This window comes from Bradyrhizobium sp. AUGA SZCCT0283, assembly GCF_018130385.1.
Taxonomy (GTDB): domain Bacteria; phylum Pseudomonadota; class Alphaproteobacteria; order Rhizobiales; family Xanthobacteraceae; genus Bradyrhizobium.
Genome location: NZ_JAFCLU010000012.1, coordinates 14,998 through 30,575 on the forward strand (window position 1 = coordinate 14,998; position 15,578 = coordinate 30,575).

Below are 15,578 nucleotides of genomic sequence, written 5' to 3' on the forward strand. Positions count from 1 at the left end.
CTATGCCGCGTATCAGCAAAGGCCCGAGACTCTACAAACGCAAGGCCAAGAGAAGAAACGGGCGTCTCATCGCCAACGCCGTCTGGACCATCCGCGATGGAGACCGCGAGGTTGCCACAGGAGTCTTTGCGAGCGAGGCTGAGCGAAAGCCGCCGAAGGCCGCCGAAGACGCCCTCGTAAGGTATATCACTTCGAAGTACCGTCCCCCGCGTCGCGTTCGCGACATTGAAGACATCGATGTCGCCGATGTGCTTGCGATCTATCACGCCCATCGCGAGGCGATTTACATAGAACGAGGCTCCCCGCAGTCTGAAGTAACCGAGTTCGCCGACCGGATCGGTCGTCTGAACGATTTCTTCGGCGGCAAGATGCTGGCTGAGGTGAATGCGCAGACTTGCGGGCAGTATGTGAAAGCCCGCGGGCGGCCCGGAGGGGCCCGTCGCGATCTGGAAGATCTGCGTGCAGCAATCAATCACCATGCGCGTGAAGGTCTGCACCGCGGGTTGGTTCGCGTCGCGCTTCCTGCAAAAGGACCAGGTCGTGATCGATGGCTGAGTCGCAGCGAAGCGGCAGCATTGTTATGGGCGTGCTGGCGGTACCGCGAAGTCCAGACACGGCATCGCGGACCTCTCAAGAATCAAAAGATTGAAACCGGCAAGCGCCCGCTTCGCCATATCGCGCGCTTTATTCTGATCGGCCTCTATACCGGCACCCGGGCCGGCGCTATCGCGTCAGCGTCGCCCTACCGTGAAACGGGCCGATCGTATGTCGATCTTGAAAACGGCATCTTTTATCGACTCGCCCAGGGACGGCGTCCGACCAAAAAGCGGCAACCGCCAGCGCCAATTGCTGACCGATTGCTCGCCCATATGCGCCGCTGGGTCAGGACGGGCGCCATCGACTCGCACTTTGTCGAGTTCAACGGCGCGGCGGTCAAATCCGTCAAGTCGGGGTTCCGAAGCGCCGTTGGACTCGCCAAGCTATCCACGGAAGCTGGCAAGGTAACTCCGCTTGAGGCACACGGCCGCGACCTGGCTGATGCAGCGTGGCGCGGATCCGTGGAAAGCGGCGGGTTTTCTCGGGATGTCGGTCGAGGTGTTGCTTGATACCTATGGCCACCATCACCCGGAGTTCTTGCGCGAGGCGGCCGCCGCCATCACGACGAAACCAAGCAAGAACATCGTATCTGGGGTTGATCGCGGGGTTGACTTGGCCGCCCATCGTGAAAGAAGACGAAAAGCGTAAGAAAATCATGGTCGGAGTGGCAGGATTCGAACCTGCGACCCCTGCGTCCCGAACGCAGTGCTCTACCGGGCTGAGCCACACTCCGACTTGGAACGCGGCTTATAGCCTTGGGTCTCGGCGACCGCAAGCAGCCGATTTAAGGAAATTAATCACAGTGGATGTTCGCCTGAAAACCCAGATTTTGTCCGCCGGCGAGGCCGCCGTGGCGGCGGCGGCGCGTGTCCTGGCCGAAGGCGGGCTGGTCGCGTTCCCGACCGAAACCGTCTACGGCCTCGGCGCCGATGCCACCAATTCAGCGGCGATCGCCCACCTCTACCAGGCCAAGGGCCGGCCGGCCTTCAATCCCTTGATCGCCCATGTCGGCGATATCGCCGCTGCCCGCAAAATCGCGCGCTTTGATGCGGCGGCGATGGCGCTTGCCGAGGCGTTCTGGCCCGGACCGCTGACGCTGGTGCTGCCGAAAATGCCGGATTGCGCGGTGGCCGACCTCGCCACCGCCGGCCTCGACACGGTGGCGATCCGGATCCCGGCCCACCCCGTGGCGCGCGACATCCTGCGAACCTTCGGCGGTCCCGTGGTGGCGCCGTCAGCCAATCTCTCGGGTCACGTCTCCCCGACCACGGCCGCGCATGTACAAAGCGACCTCGCGGGGCGGATCGACCTGATCGTCGATGGCGGGCCGGTCGCCGTCGGCGTCGAATCCACGATCGTCGGCTGCTTCGATGAACCGATGCTGTTGCGTCCCGGCGGCCTGCCGCGCGCAGAGATCGAGCGCGTGCTGGGCCGCGCGCTGAGGCAAGCGTCCGCTGATGCCGAAAGCGACAGCGGACAACCGCTGGCGCCCGGCATGCTGGCATCCCATTACGCGCCGCGTGCGAAAGTGCGGCTCAATGCCGTCAAGCTCGAAGCCGGCGAAGCATTGCTCGCGTTTGGCCTCGGAGCAATTTCGGGAATTGACGCCGCCTCCGCGGTGATGAATCTGTCGGAGCGTGGCGATCTTGCGGAGGCCGCCGCCAACCTGTTCGGCCATCTGCGCGCGCTCGACGGCAAAGGCGTGGGCACCATCGCGGTGATGTCCATCCCGAAAGAGGGATTGGGCGAAGCCATCAACGACCGGCTGCGCCGCGCAGCGGTCGGACGAGATTGATCGGGCGGGAATGAAAGAAAAAGAGAAGACGACAATGAATATCGTTCAAGGCACCGTGCCCCCGCTTCCGCCCGAGTTGATCGCAAAGTTTCGTGCTGTTGTCGGCGACAAATATGCGGTGACCGATGCCGCCGATATCGCGCCCTACGTCACCGAGGAACGCGACCTGTTTCACGGCCGCTCGCCATTGGTGTTGCGGCCCGGCTCGACGGCGGAAGTGTCCGCGATCTGCAAGCTCGCCAGCGAGCACAGGATCGCGCTGGTGCCGCAGGGCGGCAATACCGGTCTCGTCGGCGGCCAGACCCCGCATCACGGCGAAGTGGTCGTCTCGATGCGACGGCTGGACAAGATCCGCGAGATCGATCCCGCCTCCAACACCATGACCTGCGAAGCCGGCGTGGTGTTGCAGATTGCGCAGCAGCGCGCGGCCGAGGTCGACCGGCTATTTCCGCTGTCGCTCGGCGCGGAAGGAAGCTGCACCATCGGCGGCAATCTCTCCACCAATGCCGGCGGCACCGCTGCCTTGGCGTATGGCGTGGCGCGCGAGATGGCGCTCGGGCTGGAAGTGGTGCTGGCCGATGGCCGGATCCTGAACGGGCTCTCGAAGCTGAAGAAGGACAATACCGGCTACGATTTGCGCAATCTCTTCATCGGCGCCGAGGGCACGCTCGGCATCATCACGGCTGCAACGCTAAAACTGTTTCCGAAGCCGCACGCGGTGGCGACCGCCTATGTCGGCCTCAAATCGCCGGCGCAGGCGCTGAAGCTGCTGTCGATCTCGCAGAACGAGGCGGCCGGCAGCCTCACCAGTTTCGAATTGCTGGCCGACATCGCGGTCGATTTCAGCCTTCGTCACGGCATCGACATCCGCGATCCCCTGGAGACCAAGCATCCCTGGTACGTGCTGATGGAGTTATCCTCCTCGCGTGACGACGCCAGTGCCGCGCTGGAATCGATTCTCGCCAAGGGCATGGAAGAAGGCATCGTCGACGACGCCGTGATCGCGGCGAATCTCTCCCAGCGTGCCGGCTTCTGGAAGCTGCGCGACGAGATGTCGGCGGCGCAGAAGCCGGAAGGCGGTTCGATCAAGCACGATATCTCGGTGCCGGTCGCGGCCGTGCCTGATTTCATCGAAGAAGCCAACGCGGCCGTCGTGAAGCTGATCCCGGGCTCGCGGCCGGTACCGTTCGGCCACCTCGGCGACGGCAATATCCATTACAATGTCAGCCAGCCGATCGGCGGCAACACGGCCGACTTCATGTCGCGCTGGCACGAGGTCAACGAGGTGGTATTCGCGATCGTGCTGCGGATGGGCGGATCGATTTCGGCGGAGCACGGCATCGGCGTGCTCAAGCGCGACGAATTGCCCGATGTCAAGGACAAGGTCGCGATCGAACTGATGCGCGGCATCAAGGTGATGCTCGACCCGCTCGGCATCATGAATCCGGGGAAGGTGCTGTGACCGCGCCCGCTGCGAAGACAATTTCGACACTCGCCATCGCCGACATCAGGGATGCCGACGTCGCCACCGTGATCGCGCTGTGGCAGGCCTGCGGCCTGACGCGGCCGTGGAACGATCCGGCCGCCGACATCGCGCTCGCCCGGCGCGGGCCGCATTCAACCGTCCTGATCGGCCGCGACGATAACGCGATCGTGGCGACCGCCATGGTCGGCCATGATGGCCATCGCGGCTGGGTCTATTACGTCGCCACCGATCCGAATCTCCGCGCCAAAGGTTATGGCCGCGCCATCATGAACGCGGCCGAGGACTGGCTGCGCGCGGCCCGCGTTCCCAAGTTGCAATTGCTGGTCCGCCCCGAAAACTCGGGCGTCGCCGCGTTCTACCAGTCGATCGGATTCGGCGAGCAGCAGGTCCTGTTCTTCACCAAATGGCTCGACGGCCGCGAGCCGCCGCGGTGAGCTGAAGGAGTCCCATGACCGTCTCCGATCGCGTCCGCGTCAAGAACGTCGAGGTGCTCTCCGACGACTACTACCTGCTGAAGAAGACCACATTCGAATATCGCCGCGCCAATGGCGAGTGGCAGACGCAATCCCGCGAGACCTATGACCGCGGCAACTGCGCAACGGTGCTGCCCTATAATCTTGCGCAGCGCACGGTCGTGCTGGTCCGCCAGTTTCGCTATCCGGTCTATGTCAACGGCCACGACGATCTCCTGATCGAGGCCGCCGCCGGCGTATTGGACGGCGAAGCGCCCGAGGTGCGGATCCGCGCCGAGGCGGAAGAGGAAACCGGCTACCGGCTCGGCGAGATCAGGAAAATCTTCGAGGCCTTCTCGAGTCCGGGCTCGGTGACCGAGAAACTGCACTTCTTCGTCGCCGAGTACGATCCCTCGATGCGGGTCGGCAGCGGCGGCGGCCTCGCCGATGAAGGCGAGGACATCGAGGTGCTGGAGCTGCCGATCGATTCTGCGCTCGCGATGATATCAGACGGCCGCATCGTGGATGCGAAGACCATCATGCTGCTGCAATATGCGGCGCTGCATATTTTCCGGTGAGGACCGTGGCAACCATCAAACCCTCATGGTGAGGAGGCGCGTAGCGCCGTCTCGAACCATGTGGCCCGGCTGGTGCCATTCATCCTTCGAGACACGCACCTCAGGATGAGGTCTGGCAGGAGATTGCGACGAGGGAACGAACAGATTTGAATCCGCTTCAAAACAACGAGCCCTGTCCGTCATCCTCCGGCGCCGCCGTCGCCCTGCGCGGCGCAGCTCGCTTCGCAGGCTTCGGCTCCTCTGCCGCCCGCTCCTCGTCGGTGATCGGCAGCAGCAGCTGCGCGTCGTCATTGACGACGCGGTTGACGCGCGTGGAAATCTCATGCCAGGCGAACTCGCCCTCAGTCGGCCCGCGCAGCAGCGGCAGTACATCCTCGGCGTCGTACGCGCGGCCGTCGAGCCAGCGCTCGAATTGTTCCGGCGCGATCGTCACGGGCACGCGGTGATGCAGAGCTGCGAGGTCGCGGCTGGCCGGCGCAGTGACGATGGCGACACCGTCGGTCTCCTCGCCGTTCGGCCCCATCCAGGTTTCCGCGAGCGCGGCAAAGCCGACGGGACGGCCGTCGCGCCGGTGGATGAAAAAAGGCCGCTTGCGGCCGCTCGCCTCCTGCCATTCGTAGTAGCCGTCGGCCGGAATCAGGCAGCGCCGCCGCTTGATGGCGTTCTTGAACGCCGGCTTCTCCACAACCGTCTCGGAACGCGCGTTGATCAGCAGCGTAAATTTACGGGGATCTTTCACCCACGATGGAATCAGTCCCCAGCGCATCAGCCGAAAATGGCGGCCGCCATTTTCCAGGATAACAACCGGAACGGGCTGCGTAGGCGCGATATTATACCGCGGCGGGAAATTGGGCTGCTCAAGATAGCCGAAGATCTGCCGAAGTGCCTCGGGCGGTGAGGTAATGACAAAACGTCCGCACATTATCTGACCAGGATAAGCCTCCGTTTAACGAGTGTTAACCCCAGATGTTAACAGTGGGATGGATGACCTCCATGGCCGCCACAGAAGTGCGATCCGATCCCCCAATACCGCCACCGACGGGCCGCTTTGACGAGGCCCGCGCGGAGCAATTGCGCGCCGCCAACATCAATCCCCGCACTGGGCTGGCCACCGACTACCTGAATCATTTCAACGAAGCCGTCATGCTGCTCGAAATGGTTCCGGACATGCCGGAATGCGCGGAGGATTTTCTGACCTGGACCCCGTTGTCCTACGCCGAGCATTTCTGGGCCTCCAATTTCAAGGCCCGCGACCTCGCGATCGAGGCCTATGAATGCGCCGACCCCAAGGTCCGTGCCAATTTCGACAATCTCACGGCGACCATGACCTCGATCCTGACCGCGGTGGGCAACGCGATGCGCGAGGCCCAGCAGGACAAGACCCGCGCCACGCTGGCCGAGCAGGCCACCGCCTGGGTCAAGCCGCTGGTGGCGCTGGCCGGTGGCGTCATCAACGGCAACGCCGAGAGCGACGTCGAAGCGGCCATGTCGAACTAGCCGCCCCACGCTTCGCTGCTATCAGCTGCATTAGACCTGCGCGAACCGATCGGGCATGATCACGGCGAGTTCCCTGCTACCGGATTCACCCTTGGCTTCCCCTGTCCAGCCGACCCGCCCCCAGCTCGCCGTCAGCGGCGCGATTTTCCGTGACGGCAAGGTCCTGCTGGTCCGCCGCGCGCGCTCGCCGGGCAAGGGTTTCTACTCGTTCCCCGGCGGCCGGGTCGAATTCGGCGAGTCCCTGCACACCGCGCTCCACCGCGAGGTGGACGAGGAAACGGGCTTAAGAATCGAGATTCTGGGCCTGGCCGGCTGGCGCGAAGTGCTGCCCGGGGCCGGCGGCGGCGGGCATTATCTGATCATGTCGTTCGCGGCGCGCTGGACGGCCCGGGAGCCGGTCCTGAACGACGAGCACGACGACTTCAAATGGCTGGCCCCGGACGCGCTCGGCGACCTCAAGGTCACCGGCGGCCTCCTGGAGGTCATCGAGGCCGCCCGGAAGCTGGTCCAGGCGCCCATTCCCGGGCCTCACACCTTGCCTCGGGCGTATTGAGGGGGCATATCGGCCCTCAAATGCTCAAGCACGCCCTCGCCGCCCTCATCCTCATCTCGGCATGCCATCTGGCCCCCGTGCGGGCCCAGGATGCCGCCGCGCCGTTTGACGGCGACCTGCAGCGGCTGGCCGAGATTCTCGGCACCCTGCACTATCTCCGGGGCATTTGCGGCTCCAATGAAGGGGCGAAATGGCGCAACGAAATGCAGGCGCTGATCGACGCCGAAACCCCGTCCGGCGACCGCCGCGCCCGCATGATCGCGGGCTTCAACCGCGGCTATAATGGCTTTCAGCAGACCTACCGGACCTGCACGCCCGCAGCCTCGGTCGCGATCCGCAGATATATCGAGGAAGGCTCGAAGATTTCGCGCGACCTCACCGCGCGCTACGCGAACTAGGCCCATGGACGCGATCTATTTCGATCTCGATGGAACGCTGACGGACCCCAAGCCGGGCATCACCCGTTCGATCCAATATGCGCTGCAAAGGCTTGATCATCCCACGATCCCGACCGAGGACGAACTGACCTGGTGCATCGGTCCGCCGCTGCGCACGAGCTTTGTGAGATTGCTCGGCGGCGATCACACCGCCGATCGCGCGGTGGCGCTCTACCGCGAGCGGTTTTCCGACATCGGCCTCTATGAGAACCGCGTCTACGACGGCATCGGCGACGTGCTGACGACGCTTTGCGCCTCCGGCCACCGGCTGTTCGTCGCCACCAGCAAGGCGCACGTTTTCGCCGACCGCATCATCGACCATTTCGGCCTGCGCAGCCATTTCGAGCGCGTGTTCGGTGCCGAGCTCGACGGCACGCGCGCGGACAAGTCGCACCTGCTGGAACACGCGCTGAAAGAGGCGTCGGTCGATCCGGCCAAAACCCTGATGATCGGCGACCGCAGCCACGACATGGTCGGTGCGAAAAACAACGGCATGAAGGGCATCGGCGTGTTGTACGGCTACGGCAGCCGGGACGAGTTGCTGGAAGCCGGCGCGCACCATGTTTGCGCAACTCCGGGAGCGATTTTGGGTTGCATTACGTGAAACGCGCGGGAACTTTTGTCGCCGCCTGAAATTCGAGCAACCCCGTTAACCCTTCCTAAAGATGTGGCCTAGCCGCGCCCGCGGCGCATGCTACAGCTTGCCGCGTTAGGATGCGTTCCGCCCTGGTTCGCGCGCAGATTTCGTTGAGCTTCATGAGCCGCCCAGCCTCCTTCCCGATCGCCCGCGACCCGCTTCCCGACCTCGAGCAGAAGCAGACCGCCCTGAGCTACCTGAACGAGGCCTGGGCGGAAGCGCGGCACGAGGGCGTCGACGGCGACTGCCTCGCGCAGGCGAGCCTGTTCACGGCGCTGGCCGAACTGGTCTCGACCTACGGCGAGGACGCGGTGGCGAAATTCGTGGAGGGCCTTTCGGGCCGGGTGAAGAACGGCGAGTTTTCGTTGAAGTTGGCGAAGCAGTGAGCTTGCACTGCCGTCATCGCCCGGCTTGACCGGGCGACCCAGTACGCCGCGGCTCCTCAATTCAATGCTATTGTCTCCGGAATACTGGGTCACCCGCCTTCGCGGGTGACGACAGTGTTACCGGGGCGATACTTCGCCCTACGCCTTCAACGTCTCCAGAAACCGCACCGGCTCGCCGGTTGAAGGCGTCGTCACCTCACCCTGCCACATCACGCGCTTGCCGCGCACGAACGTGCCGACCGGCCAACCTGTGACGCGCACGCCGTGATACGGCGTCCAGCCCGCGCGCGAAGCCACCCAATCGTCGGTAATGGTCTCGCTGCGCTTGAGATCGACGATGGTGAGGTCCGCGTCATAGCCGGCGGCGATGCGACCCTTGCAGGCGATGTTGTAGAGCCGCGCGGGGCCGGCGCTGGTGAGATCGACAAAACGGGCCAGCGACAGCCGCCCGGCATTGACGTGATCGAGCATCAAGGGCACCAGCGTCTGCACCCCCGTCATCCCCGAGGGCGAAGCCGGATAGGTCTTGGCCTTTTCCTCCAGCGTATGCGGCGCGTGATCGGAGCCAATCACGTCGATGATGCCCTGCTCGATGCCGTACCAGATGGCTTCGCGGTGATCGGCCGAGCGCACCGGCGGGTTCATCTGCGCGCGGGTGCCGAGCCGCTCGTAACATTCCGGCGCGGCCATGGTGAGGTGATGCGGCGTCGCCTCGCAGGACGCGACATCCTTGTGGTCCCGCAGATACTCGATCTCCTGCTTGGTCGAGATATGCAGCACGTGGATGCGTTTTCCCGTCTCGCGCGCGAGATTGACCAGCCGCTGCGTCGCCATCAGCGCTGCAGTCTCATCGCGCCATACCGGATGCGAGCGCGGGTCGCCCTCAATGCGGAGCGGCTTGCGCTCGTTGAGGCGATATTCGTCCTCGGCATGAAAGGCGGCGCGGCGGCGGATCACCTGGAAGATGCGCCGCAGGCTCTCGTCGTCCTCGACCAGCAGCGCACCGGTGGAGGAGCCGATGAACACTTTCACACCGGCGCACCCCGGCGCGCGCTCCAGCTCGGGGAGATCAGCAACGTTCTCGCGGGTGCCGCCGATGAAAAAGGCAAAATCGCAATGCATGCGGTGACGGCCGCGCTTCACCTTGTCGGTGAAGTTGGCTTCCGTGACGGTCAAGGGATCGGTGTTCGGCATTTCGAACACGGCGGTGACGCCACCCATTACGGCGCTGCGCGATCCGGTTTCAAGATCTTCCTTATGCGTCTGGCCCGGCTCGCGGAAATGCACCTGCGTATCCATCACACCGGGCAGGATGTGCAGGCCCTTGCAGTCGATCGTCTCGCCGGCGGAGGCCTGTCCGAGCCCGCCGATCGCGGCGATCCGACCATTGGTAATGCCGACGTCGCGGATGCCCTCGCCGTCCTGATTGACCACGGTGCCGGATTTTAGAATGGTGTCAAATCGCTGATTCATCGGTGATTCATGGTCCTCGGGCGCTCGCTTTAAGGCCTTGTTGACAGCACCTTAGCGCCTTACGTTCGCATGTGATATCCGGCTCCTGCGTTTCCCCAGGAACTTGAAAGCCAACTTCAAAAAGCACGTCAAAAGAGGCCGATTTAGCTTATGAAAGCAGCGTTTCTTCCGGACCGGGGCGTGGTCAAGGTCAGCGGCGAGGATGCCCGCAACTTCCTCAATGGCCTCGTCACCACAGACGTCACGCTGCTGCAACCCGGCCTTGGCCGGTTCGGCGCGCTACTGACGCCGCAGGGCAAGATCACGGCCGACTTCCTGATCACCGAAGCCCCGGCCGGCCATGGCGGCGGCTTCCTGATCGACGCGCCCCGCGCGCTGGCGCAGAACCTCGCCGACAAGCTCGGCTTCTATAAGCTGCGCGCCAAGGTCGCGGTGGAGAATATCTCCGACAGCATGGGCGTGCTGGCGGTATGGGACGGCGAGCCGGCCGTGAAACCCGATCTGGCTTTTGCCGATCCGCGGCATGAGGCGCTGGGCTGGCGCATTCTCGTGCCCGAAGATCTCAAGCAGAAGGTGGCCGACCTGATCGGCGCCGATCTCAGAGACAGTGACGCCTATGAGGCCCATCGCATCGCCTCGGGCGTGCCGCGCGGCGGGCTCGATTTCATGTACAGCGACGCGTTTCCGCACGAGACCAATATGGATCGCCTGCACGGCGTCGATTTCGACAAGGGCTGCTATGTCGGCCAGGAGGTGGTGTCGCGGATGCAGCATCGCGGCACCGCACGGACGCGGATCGTGCGGGTCACGCTCGAGGACTTTTCGCCGGAGACCGGCGTTGCCGTTCTCGGCGGCGACAAGCAGGTCGGCACCATGGGATCGACCGCCGGCGGCCACGGTCTCGCGCTGGTCCGGATCGACCGCGTTGCGGATGCGCTCGACGCGGGACTGCCGTTGACGGCCGGCGGCCTTGCGATCCGGCTGACCGACCCGAACGACGTTCGCACCCCACCGAAGCAGACCGTCGCATGAGCAAATTCCTATGAGCCGCTCCGCGCGCCTGCACCCCGACGGCAAGATGCGCTGCCCGTGGCCCGGCGAAGACCCGTTCTACATGGCCTATCACGACACCGAGTGGGGCGTGCCGGAGTATGATGACCGCGCGCTCTATGAAAAGCTGATCCTCGACGGCTTTCAGGCCGGGCTGTCGTGGATCACGATTCTGCGCAAGCGCGAGAACTTCCGCAAAGCGTTCGACGATTTTCAGCCGGAAAAGATCGCGCGCTACAGCGACAAGAAGATCCATGCGCTGATGAACGATACCGGCATCGTGCGCAACCGGGCCAAGATCGAAGGCGCCGTCAACAGCGCAAAGTCCTATTTGAAGATCATGGAAGAAGGCCCGGGCTTCTCCAAATTTCTGTGGGACTTCGTCGACGGCAAGCCCGTCGTCAACCAGTTCAAGACCACCGCCAGCGTGCCAGCCTCGACGCCGCTCTCGGTCAAGATTTCAAAGGAGCTCGGCGCGCGCGGCTTCAAATTCGTCGGTCCGACCATCGTCTATGCCTTCATGCAGGCCACCGGCATGGTCAACGATCATCTGGTCACCTGCTTCTGCCACGAGAACTGCAGCGGCAAACTTCGCAAGCCCCGCCTCAAGGCCAAATGACGACGCGAAAATCGTCCAGCATCGCCAACCGCGCCTGGCAGCGGATGCTGTCGGGGCGGCGGCTCGACCTGCTCGACCCCTCCCCGCTCGATATCGAGATCGCCGACATCGCCCATGGCCTGGCGCGCGTTGCGCGCTGGAACGGCCAGACCAGCGGCGCACATATTTTCTCGGTGGCGCAGCACACGCTGCTGGTGGAAACCGTCATGCGCGAGCAGATGCCGCGCGTCGACGTCCGCTTCCGGATTGCAGCGCTGCTGCACGACGCTCCGGAATATGTCATCGGCGACATGATCTCGCCGTTCAAGGCGGTGCTCGGCGGCGACTACAAGGTGGTGGAGAAGCGCCTGCTCGCGGCGATCCATATCCGCTTCGGCCTGCCGCCAACTCTCGCCGATGAAATCACCAAAGCCATCAAGGCGGCCGATCGCGGCGCGGCCTATCTCGAAGCCACCCACCTGGCGGGATTTTCGCAAGCCGAGGCGAAGCGCCTGTTCGGCAGGGATCCTGGCCTGCCCGAAGCCACGGTGCGCGACTATCTGACCCCGTGGACCGCGGCCCGGGCCGAGAAGCAGTTTTTGGCGCGATTCAAGCTGCTGCTTGGTTGATTGCCCCGTGCAAACCTGCTTTCACCGCCCCACCCGCGGGCCTATAATTGCGATAAATTAGGACTAGGGAACGCTTCGAAGGATCGCCATGCTTCACGTCTGTTCGCTTGCCGCACTTCCCGAGACCGTAAGAGCCACCGGCGCCAGCCACATCCTCACCGTGATGGCCAATGTCGATCAGGTGCAACGGCCGGCTTCGATTCTCGAGGTCAACCACCTGAAAGTGTCGATGGACGACATCACCGAGCAAATGGACGGCTTCGTCGCGCCATCCGACCAGCATATCGAGAGGGTGCTGAACTTCGTCCGCAATTGGGACCGCAGCGCGCCGATGGTGGTGCATTGCTATGCCGGCATCAGCCGCTCGACCGCGAGCGCCTTTGCCGCCGCCTGCATGCTCAATCCGCATCGCGACGAGATCGAGATCGCCCGGCAAATTCGCGCCCGCTCCCCGATCGCTTCTCCCAACCGGCTGATCGTCAGCCTCGCCGACAAGGCGCTGGGGCGTGAGGGCCGGATGCTGCGCGCCCTCGACGAAATGGGCCCCGGCAGCATGACCGTCGAGGGCCGGCCGTTCCAGCTCGATCTGGAATAGGGCGGCAGATTTGAACTTTTAGCGGGTAAAGCTGCACTCACTGGATTGCAACCGGGCTGCCGACGTGGCCGGTTAACTCTTTGACGCGCCCGCCTGGAGGCCAGATGTTCGACGACCCCTTCGTTTTCTTCGCGCTCGTGATCGCAATCGTCGCCCTGATCTTCGCGCGGAAGGCCATGAATCAGGTTGCAGAGCTGCGAGCGCGGCTGGAAGCGATCGGGGCGACAGCCGCCACCGCGACGCCCATGCCGCCGCCCCTGACGCCGCTGGAGGCGTTCGAGCAGACATTGCCGCCGGCCTCGCCCGGGGTCACGCCGGAGCCACCGCCCATCATCCCTGACGTTGAGTCGATCGCTCCCGCTGCGTCCGCTGACGCGACAGAGCAGACCGCCAGCGGAACGGCACCACCACCACCGTTGCCGCAGCCCGACCGCGGCTTCGAGGAGACGATCGGCACCCGCTGGGTAGTGTGGGTCGGTGGGCTGACGCTGGCGCTCGGCGGGTTCTTCATGGTGCGCTATTCGATCGAGGCCGGCCTGCTCGGTCCTGGCGTCCGTACGATGCTGGGCGGCCTGTTCGCGCTGGCCCTGCTGCTGGCCGGCGAATGGACCCGCCGCAAGGAGAGCGTGTCTTCCATCGCAGCGCTGCCGATCGCCAATATCCCGGCCATCCTGACGGCCGCCGGCACGGCAGTCGCGTTTGCCACGGTGTATGCGGCCTATGCGCTGTACGGCTTCCTGGTGCCGGCCACCGCTTTCATCCTGCTGGGACTGGTGGCGCTGGGCACGCTGGCCGCAGCGCTGTTGCACGGCCCGGCGCTCGCCGGTCTCGGCGTCGTCGGCGCCTTCGTAACGCCGGTCCTGGTCTCGTCCGGCAAGCCGGACTTCTGGGCGCTCTACATCTATCTCGCGATCGTCACCGCCGCGGCGTTCGGCCTGGCGCGTGTCAGGCTGTGGCGCTGGCTTGCGGTCACCACGATCGCGTTCGCGCTGTTGTGGACATTCCCCTGCCTGCAATGCGGTCCGTCGATGGTCGGCCCGCATGCGTTCCACGTGCTCGCCGGTTTCATTCTCGCCGCCTTGCTGGTGGTGTGCGGCTTCATGTTCGGTCCGCCCGCCGACGAGGGCCAGGTCGAGCCGATCTCATCCGGCTCGCTCGCGGCCTATCTGCTCGGCGCAACCTTGATCGTGCTGAACAGCTTTCATGCCGACACGGCGATGATCGTGTTCGGCCTGCTGGTGGCCGGCAGTCTCCTGGTCGCCTGGCGCAGCGATGCCGCCGCCGGCGCGGTCGGGGCCGCGGCTGCGTTGGTGTTTGTCGTATTCGCCGAATGGGTCATTCGCGCCAATCCGGACATGCTGGTGCTGCCCGGCGGCCCGCTGCAAGGCATCGGGCCGAGCGCAACGGACGGATCGGTGTCGCTGCACCTGATATCGGCCGCGATCTTCGCCGCAGGTTTTGGCGTCGCAGGATTTCTGGCGCAGGGCCGCTTCGCGGGGCCGGTCATACCGGTGATCTGGTCGGCTGCGGCGGTGTTCACGCCGCTGGCGCTGCTGGTCGCGCTCTACGCCCGCATCGCGCATCTCGACCGCTCGATCCCGTTTGCAATTCTCGCGGTGATGCTGGCTGCGGCCTATGCCGCCGCGACCGAGATCCTCTCAAAGCGCGAGGACCGGCCGGGGCTGCAGGCCTCGATCGCGCTGTTTGCGACCGGCACGCTCGCAGCGCTGGCGCTGGCGCTGACCTTTGCGCTGGAAAAGGGCTGGCTTACGATCGCGCTGGCGCTGATGTCGGCAGGCACCGCCTGGATTTCGACGCAGCGGCCGATCGCGTTCCTGCGCACGCTCGCGGCCATCCTCGCCGGCATTGTGGTGCTGCGGATCGGCTACGAGCCGCGCATCGTGGGCCAGGCCGTCGGCACCACGCCGATCTTCAACTGGCTGCTGTGGGGCTATGGCATTCCGGCGCTCTCGTTCTGGGCCGGCAGCATCTTCCTGCGCCGCGGCGGTGATGACGCGCCGCTGCGGACGGTGGAGGCGGCGGCGATCCTGTTCACGGTGCTGCTGGCGTTCATGGAAATCCGCCATGCCGTCAACAATGGCGATGTGTATCGGCAGAGCGCCGGCCTTACCGAGGTTGCGTTGCAGGTCGGCGTGGCGCTGGCGATGGCGATCGGGCTGGAGCGCCTGCGCGTGCGCACCGGCAGCGTCATTCACAATGCCGGCGCGGTTCTGCTCACCGCGTTTGCGGGCCTGGCGGCGCTGTTCGGGCTGATGGTGCTGGAAAATCCGATTCTCTGGTACATCGACGTCGGCGGCGCTGTCATCAACCTGCTGCTGCTCGGCTATGCCCTGCCCGCCGTGCTTGCGCTGCTGTTATCCTATGCGGTGGCGGGCCGGCGTCCGGTCAGCTACGCCAACACGATCGCGGCGGGAGCGCTCATTCTCGCGCTCGCTTACGTGACGTTTGAAATCCGGAGAATCTATCACGGCCCGGTCTTGTCCGTCGGCCCGACCACCGGCGCCGAGCAATACACCTATTCGATCGCCTGGCTGGCGTTCGGCGTGACCCTGCTCGGTATCGGCATTCTCTTCAACTCGCAACGCGCGCGGCTGGCGTCAGCGGTCGTCATCGGACTGACGATCCTGAAAGCCTTCCTGATCGACATGTCGACGCTCACGGGCGTCTACCGTGCGCTGTCCTTCATGTGCCTCGGCCTGGTGCTGGTGGCGATCGGCTGGCTGTACCAGCGGATCCTGTTCCGCAGGCAGGCGGCAGCGCCGGTCGCACCAGCCGCCCCGACCGGGAGTTGATC

The 15,578-nt window shown here is 64.7% G+C and carries 17 protein-coding genes and 1 tRNA gene; 15 read left to right on the forward strand and 3 right to left on the reverse strand.

The features are described 5' to 3' along the window. Nucleotides 1–2: 2 nt before the first annotated feature. Entirely contained in the window at nucleotides 3–1,106 is a 1,104-nt protein-coding gene (locus JQ624_RS17815) for a site-specific integrase (RefSeq protein WP_312014447.1), read from the forward strand. Between the two features lie 147 nt (nucleotides 1,107–1,253). Here JQ624_RS17815 and JQ624_RS17820 read toward each other — a convergent pair. Continuing rightward, nucleotides 1,254–1,330 (reverse strand) — tRNA-Pro (locus JQ624_RS17820). A gap of 69 nt (nucleotides 1,331–1,399) precedes the next feature. Here JQ624_RS17820 and JQ624_RS17825 point away from each other — a divergent pair. The 4 genes from JQ624_RS17825 to JQ624_RS17840 are packed head-to-tail and all read left to right on the forward strand — an operon-like array spanning nucleotide 1,400 to nucleotide 4,908. Beyond that, nucleotides 1,400–2,392: an L-threonylcarbamoyladenylate synthase gene (locus tag JQ624_RS17825; RefSeq protein ID WP_212420216.1), complete on the forward strand. Its 993-nt coding sequence runs from the start codon at nucleotides 1,400–1,402 to the stop codon at nucleotides 2,390–2,392. 34 nt (nucleotides 2,393–2,426) lie between these two features. Beyond that, the gene (locus tag JQ624_RS17830) at nucleotides 2,427–3,854 is read left to right on the forward strand and encodes an FAD-binding oxidoreductase (protein ID WP_212420217.1); all 1,428 of its coding nucleotides are present in this window, start codon (nucleotides 2,427–2,429) and stop codon (nucleotides 3,852–3,854) included. Nucleotides 3,855–3,874: 20 nt separating this feature from the next. Next, entirely contained in the window at nucleotides 3,875–4,312 is a 438-nt protein-coding gene (locus tag JQ624_RS17835) for a GNAT family acetyltransferase (RefSeq protein WP_212420408.1), read from the forward strand. 14 nt (nucleotides 4,313–4,326) lie between these two features. Then, the gene (locus JQ624_RS17840; protein ID WP_212420218.1) at nucleotides 4,327–4,908 is read left to right on the forward strand and encodes an NUDIX domain-containing protein; all 582 of its coding nucleotides are present in this window, start codon (nucleotides 4,327–4,329) and stop codon (nucleotides 4,906–4,908) included. 157 nt (nucleotides 4,909–5,065) lie between these two features. On the opposite strand, the gene JQ624_RS17845 is transcribed toward JQ624_RS17840, so the two are convergent. Beyond that, nucleotides 5,066–5,830: an SOS response-associated peptidase gene (locus JQ624_RS17845; RefSeq protein ID WP_212420219.1), complete on the reverse strand. Its 765-nt coding sequence runs from the start codon at nucleotides 5,828–5,830 to the stop codon at nucleotides 5,066–5,068. A gap of 62 nt (nucleotides 5,831–5,892) precedes the next feature. On the opposite strand from JQ624_RS17845, the gene JQ624_RS17850 reads away from it, so the two are divergent. The 5 genes from JQ624_RS17850 to JQ624_RS17870 all read left to right on the forward strand — a co-directional run bounded on the left by JQ624_RS17850 (nucleotide 5,893) and on the right by JQ624_RS17870 (nucleotide 8,418). After that, nucleotides 5,893–6,405, forward strand: coding sequence for a hypothetical protein (locus JQ624_RS17850; RefSeq protein ID WP_409334345.1), 513 nt, complete (start codon nucleotides 5,893–5,895; stop codon nucleotides 6,403–6,405). 91 nt (nucleotides 6,406–6,496) lie between these two features. Further along, nucleotides 6,497–6,958, forward strand: a complete 462-nt coding sequence (locus JQ624_RS17855; RefSeq protein ID WP_212420221.1) for an NUDIX hydrolase — start codon at nucleotides 6,497–6,499, stop codon at nucleotides 6,956–6,958. Between the two features lie 20 nt (nucleotides 6,959–6,978). Next, the gene (locus JQ624_RS17860) at nucleotides 6,979–7,356 is read left to right on the forward strand and encodes a TIGR02301 family protein (protein ID WP_108518562.1); all 378 of its coding nucleotides are present in this window, start codon (nucleotides 6,979–6,981) and stop codon (nucleotides 7,354–7,356) included. Between the two features lie 4 nt (nucleotides 7,357–7,360). Further along, entirely contained in the window at nucleotides 7,361–7,999 is a 639-nt protein-coding gene (locus JQ624_RS17865; protein WP_212420222.1) for an HAD family hydrolase, read from the forward strand. Nucleotides 8,000–8,151: 152 nt separating this feature from the next. Then, the gene (locus tag JQ624_RS17870; RefSeq protein WP_212420223.1) at nucleotides 8,152–8,418 is read left to right on the forward strand and encodes a hypothetical protein; all 267 of its coding nucleotides are present in this window, start codon (nucleotides 8,152–8,154) and stop codon (nucleotides 8,416–8,418) included. Between the two features lie 138 nt (nucleotides 8,419–8,556). Here the strand turns inward: JQ624_RS17870 and JQ624_RS17875 are convergent, their stop codons facing one another. Continuing rightward, nucleotides 8,557–9,891: a dihydroorotase gene (locus JQ624_RS17875; RefSeq protein ID WP_212420224.1), complete on the reverse strand. Its 1,335-nt coding sequence runs from the start codon at nucleotides 9,889–9,891 to the stop codon at nucleotides 8,557–8,559. Nucleotides 9,892–10,041: 150 nt separating this feature from the next. Here JQ624_RS17875 and JQ624_RS17880 point away from each other — a divergent pair, with 150 nt between their 5' ends. The 5 genes from JQ624_RS17880 to JQ624_RS17900 all read left to right on the forward strand — a co-directional run bounded on the left by JQ624_RS17880 (nucleotide 10,042) and on the right by JQ624_RS17900 (nucleotide 15,576). Further along, complete coding sequence (locus JQ624_RS17880) at nucleotides 10,042–10,923, forward strand: folate-binding protein YgfZ (protein ID WP_212420225.1); 882 nt, start codon at nucleotides 10,042–10,044, stop codon at nucleotides 10,921–10,923. Nucleotides 10,924–10,933: 10 nt separating this feature from the next. Then, nucleotides 10,934–11,560, forward strand: coding sequence for a DNA-3-methyladenine glycosylase I (locus JQ624_RS17885; protein ID WP_212420226.1), 627 nt, complete (start codon nucleotides 10,934–10,936; stop codon nucleotides 11,558–11,560). Continuing rightward, entirely contained in the window at nucleotides 11,557–12,168 is a 612-nt protein-coding gene (locus JQ624_RS17890; protein ID WP_212420227.1) for a YfbR-like 5'-deoxynucleotidase, read from the forward strand. The genes JQ624_RS17885 and JQ624_RS17890 overlap by 4 nt, the downstream gene beginning before the upstream one ends. Nucleotides 12,169–12,256: 88 nt before the next feature. Beyond that, on the forward strand, nucleotides 12,257–12,763 hold the full coding sequence (locus JQ624_RS17895; protein ID WP_212420228.1) for a tyrosine phosphatase family protein: 507 nt from the start codon (nucleotides 12,257–12,259) through the stop codon (nucleotides 12,761–12,763). Nucleotides 12,764–12,867: 104 nt separating this feature from the next. Next, the gene (locus JQ624_RS17900; protein ID WP_212420229.1) at nucleotides 12,868–15,576 is read left to right on the forward strand and encodes a DUF2339 domain-containing protein; all 2,709 of its coding nucleotides are present in this window, start codon (nucleotides 12,868–12,870) and stop codon (nucleotides 15,574–15,576) included. Nucleotides 15,577–15,578 lie beyond the last annotated feature (2 nt).

Bases quoted from the DNA above. Each gene is read 5' to 3' on its own strand.
- JQ624_RS17815 (WP_312014447.1), top strand. From the start codon at position 3: ATGCCGCGTATCAGCAAAGGCCCGAGACTCTACAAACGCAAGGCCAAG.
- JQ624_RS17830 (WP_212420217.1), top strand. From the start codon at position 2,427: ATGAATATCGTTCAAGGCACCGTGCCCCCGCTTCCGCCCGAGTTGATC.
- JQ624_RS17840 (WP_212420218.1), top strand. From the start codon at position 4,327: ATGACCGTCTCCGATCGCGTCCGCGTCAAGAACGTCGAGGTGCTCTCC.
- JQ624_RS17845 (WP_212420219.1), bottom strand. From the start codon at position 5,830: ATGTGCGGACGTTTTGTCATTACCTCACCGCCCGAGGCACTTCGGCAG.
- JQ624_RS17850 (WP_409334345.1), top strand. From the start codon at position 5,893: ATGACCTCCATGGCCGCCACAGAAGTGCGATCCGATCCCCCAATACCG.
- JQ624_RS17860 (WP_108518562.1), top strand. From the start codon at position 6,979: ATGCTCAAGCACGCCCTCGCCGCCCTCATCCTCATCTCGGCATGCCAT.
- JQ624_RS17865 (WP_212420222.1), top strand. From the start codon at position 7,361: ATGGACGCGATCTATTTCGATCTCGATGGAACGCTGACGGACCCCAAG.
- JQ624_RS17870 (WP_212420223.1), top strand. From the start codon at position 8,152: ATGAGCCGCCCAGCCTCCTTCCCGATCGCCCGCGACCCGCTTCCCGAC.
- JQ624_RS17875 (WP_212420224.1), bottom strand. From the start codon at position 9,891: ATGAATCAGCGATTTGACACCATTCTAAAATCCGGCACCGTGGTCAAT.
- JQ624_RS17880 (WP_212420225.1), top strand. From the start codon at position 10,042: ATGAAAGCAGCGTTTCTTCCGGACCGGGGCGTGGTCAAGGTCAGCGGC.
- JQ624_RS17885 (WP_212420226.1), top strand. From the start codon at position 10,934: ATGAGCCGCTCCGCGCGCCTGCACCCCGACGGCAAGATGCGCTGCCCG.
- JQ624_RS17890 (WP_212420227.1), top strand. From the start codon at position 11,557: ATGACGACGCGAAAATCGTCCAGCATCGCCAACCGCGCCTGGCAGCGG.
- JQ624_RS17895 (WP_212420228.1), top strand. From the start codon at position 12,257: ATGCTTCACGTCTGTTCGCTTGCCGCACTTCCCGAGACCGTAAGAGCC.
- JQ624_RS17900 (WP_212420229.1), top strand. From the start codon at position 12,868: ATGTTCGACGACCCCTTCGTTTTCTTCGCGCTCGTGATCGCAATCGTC.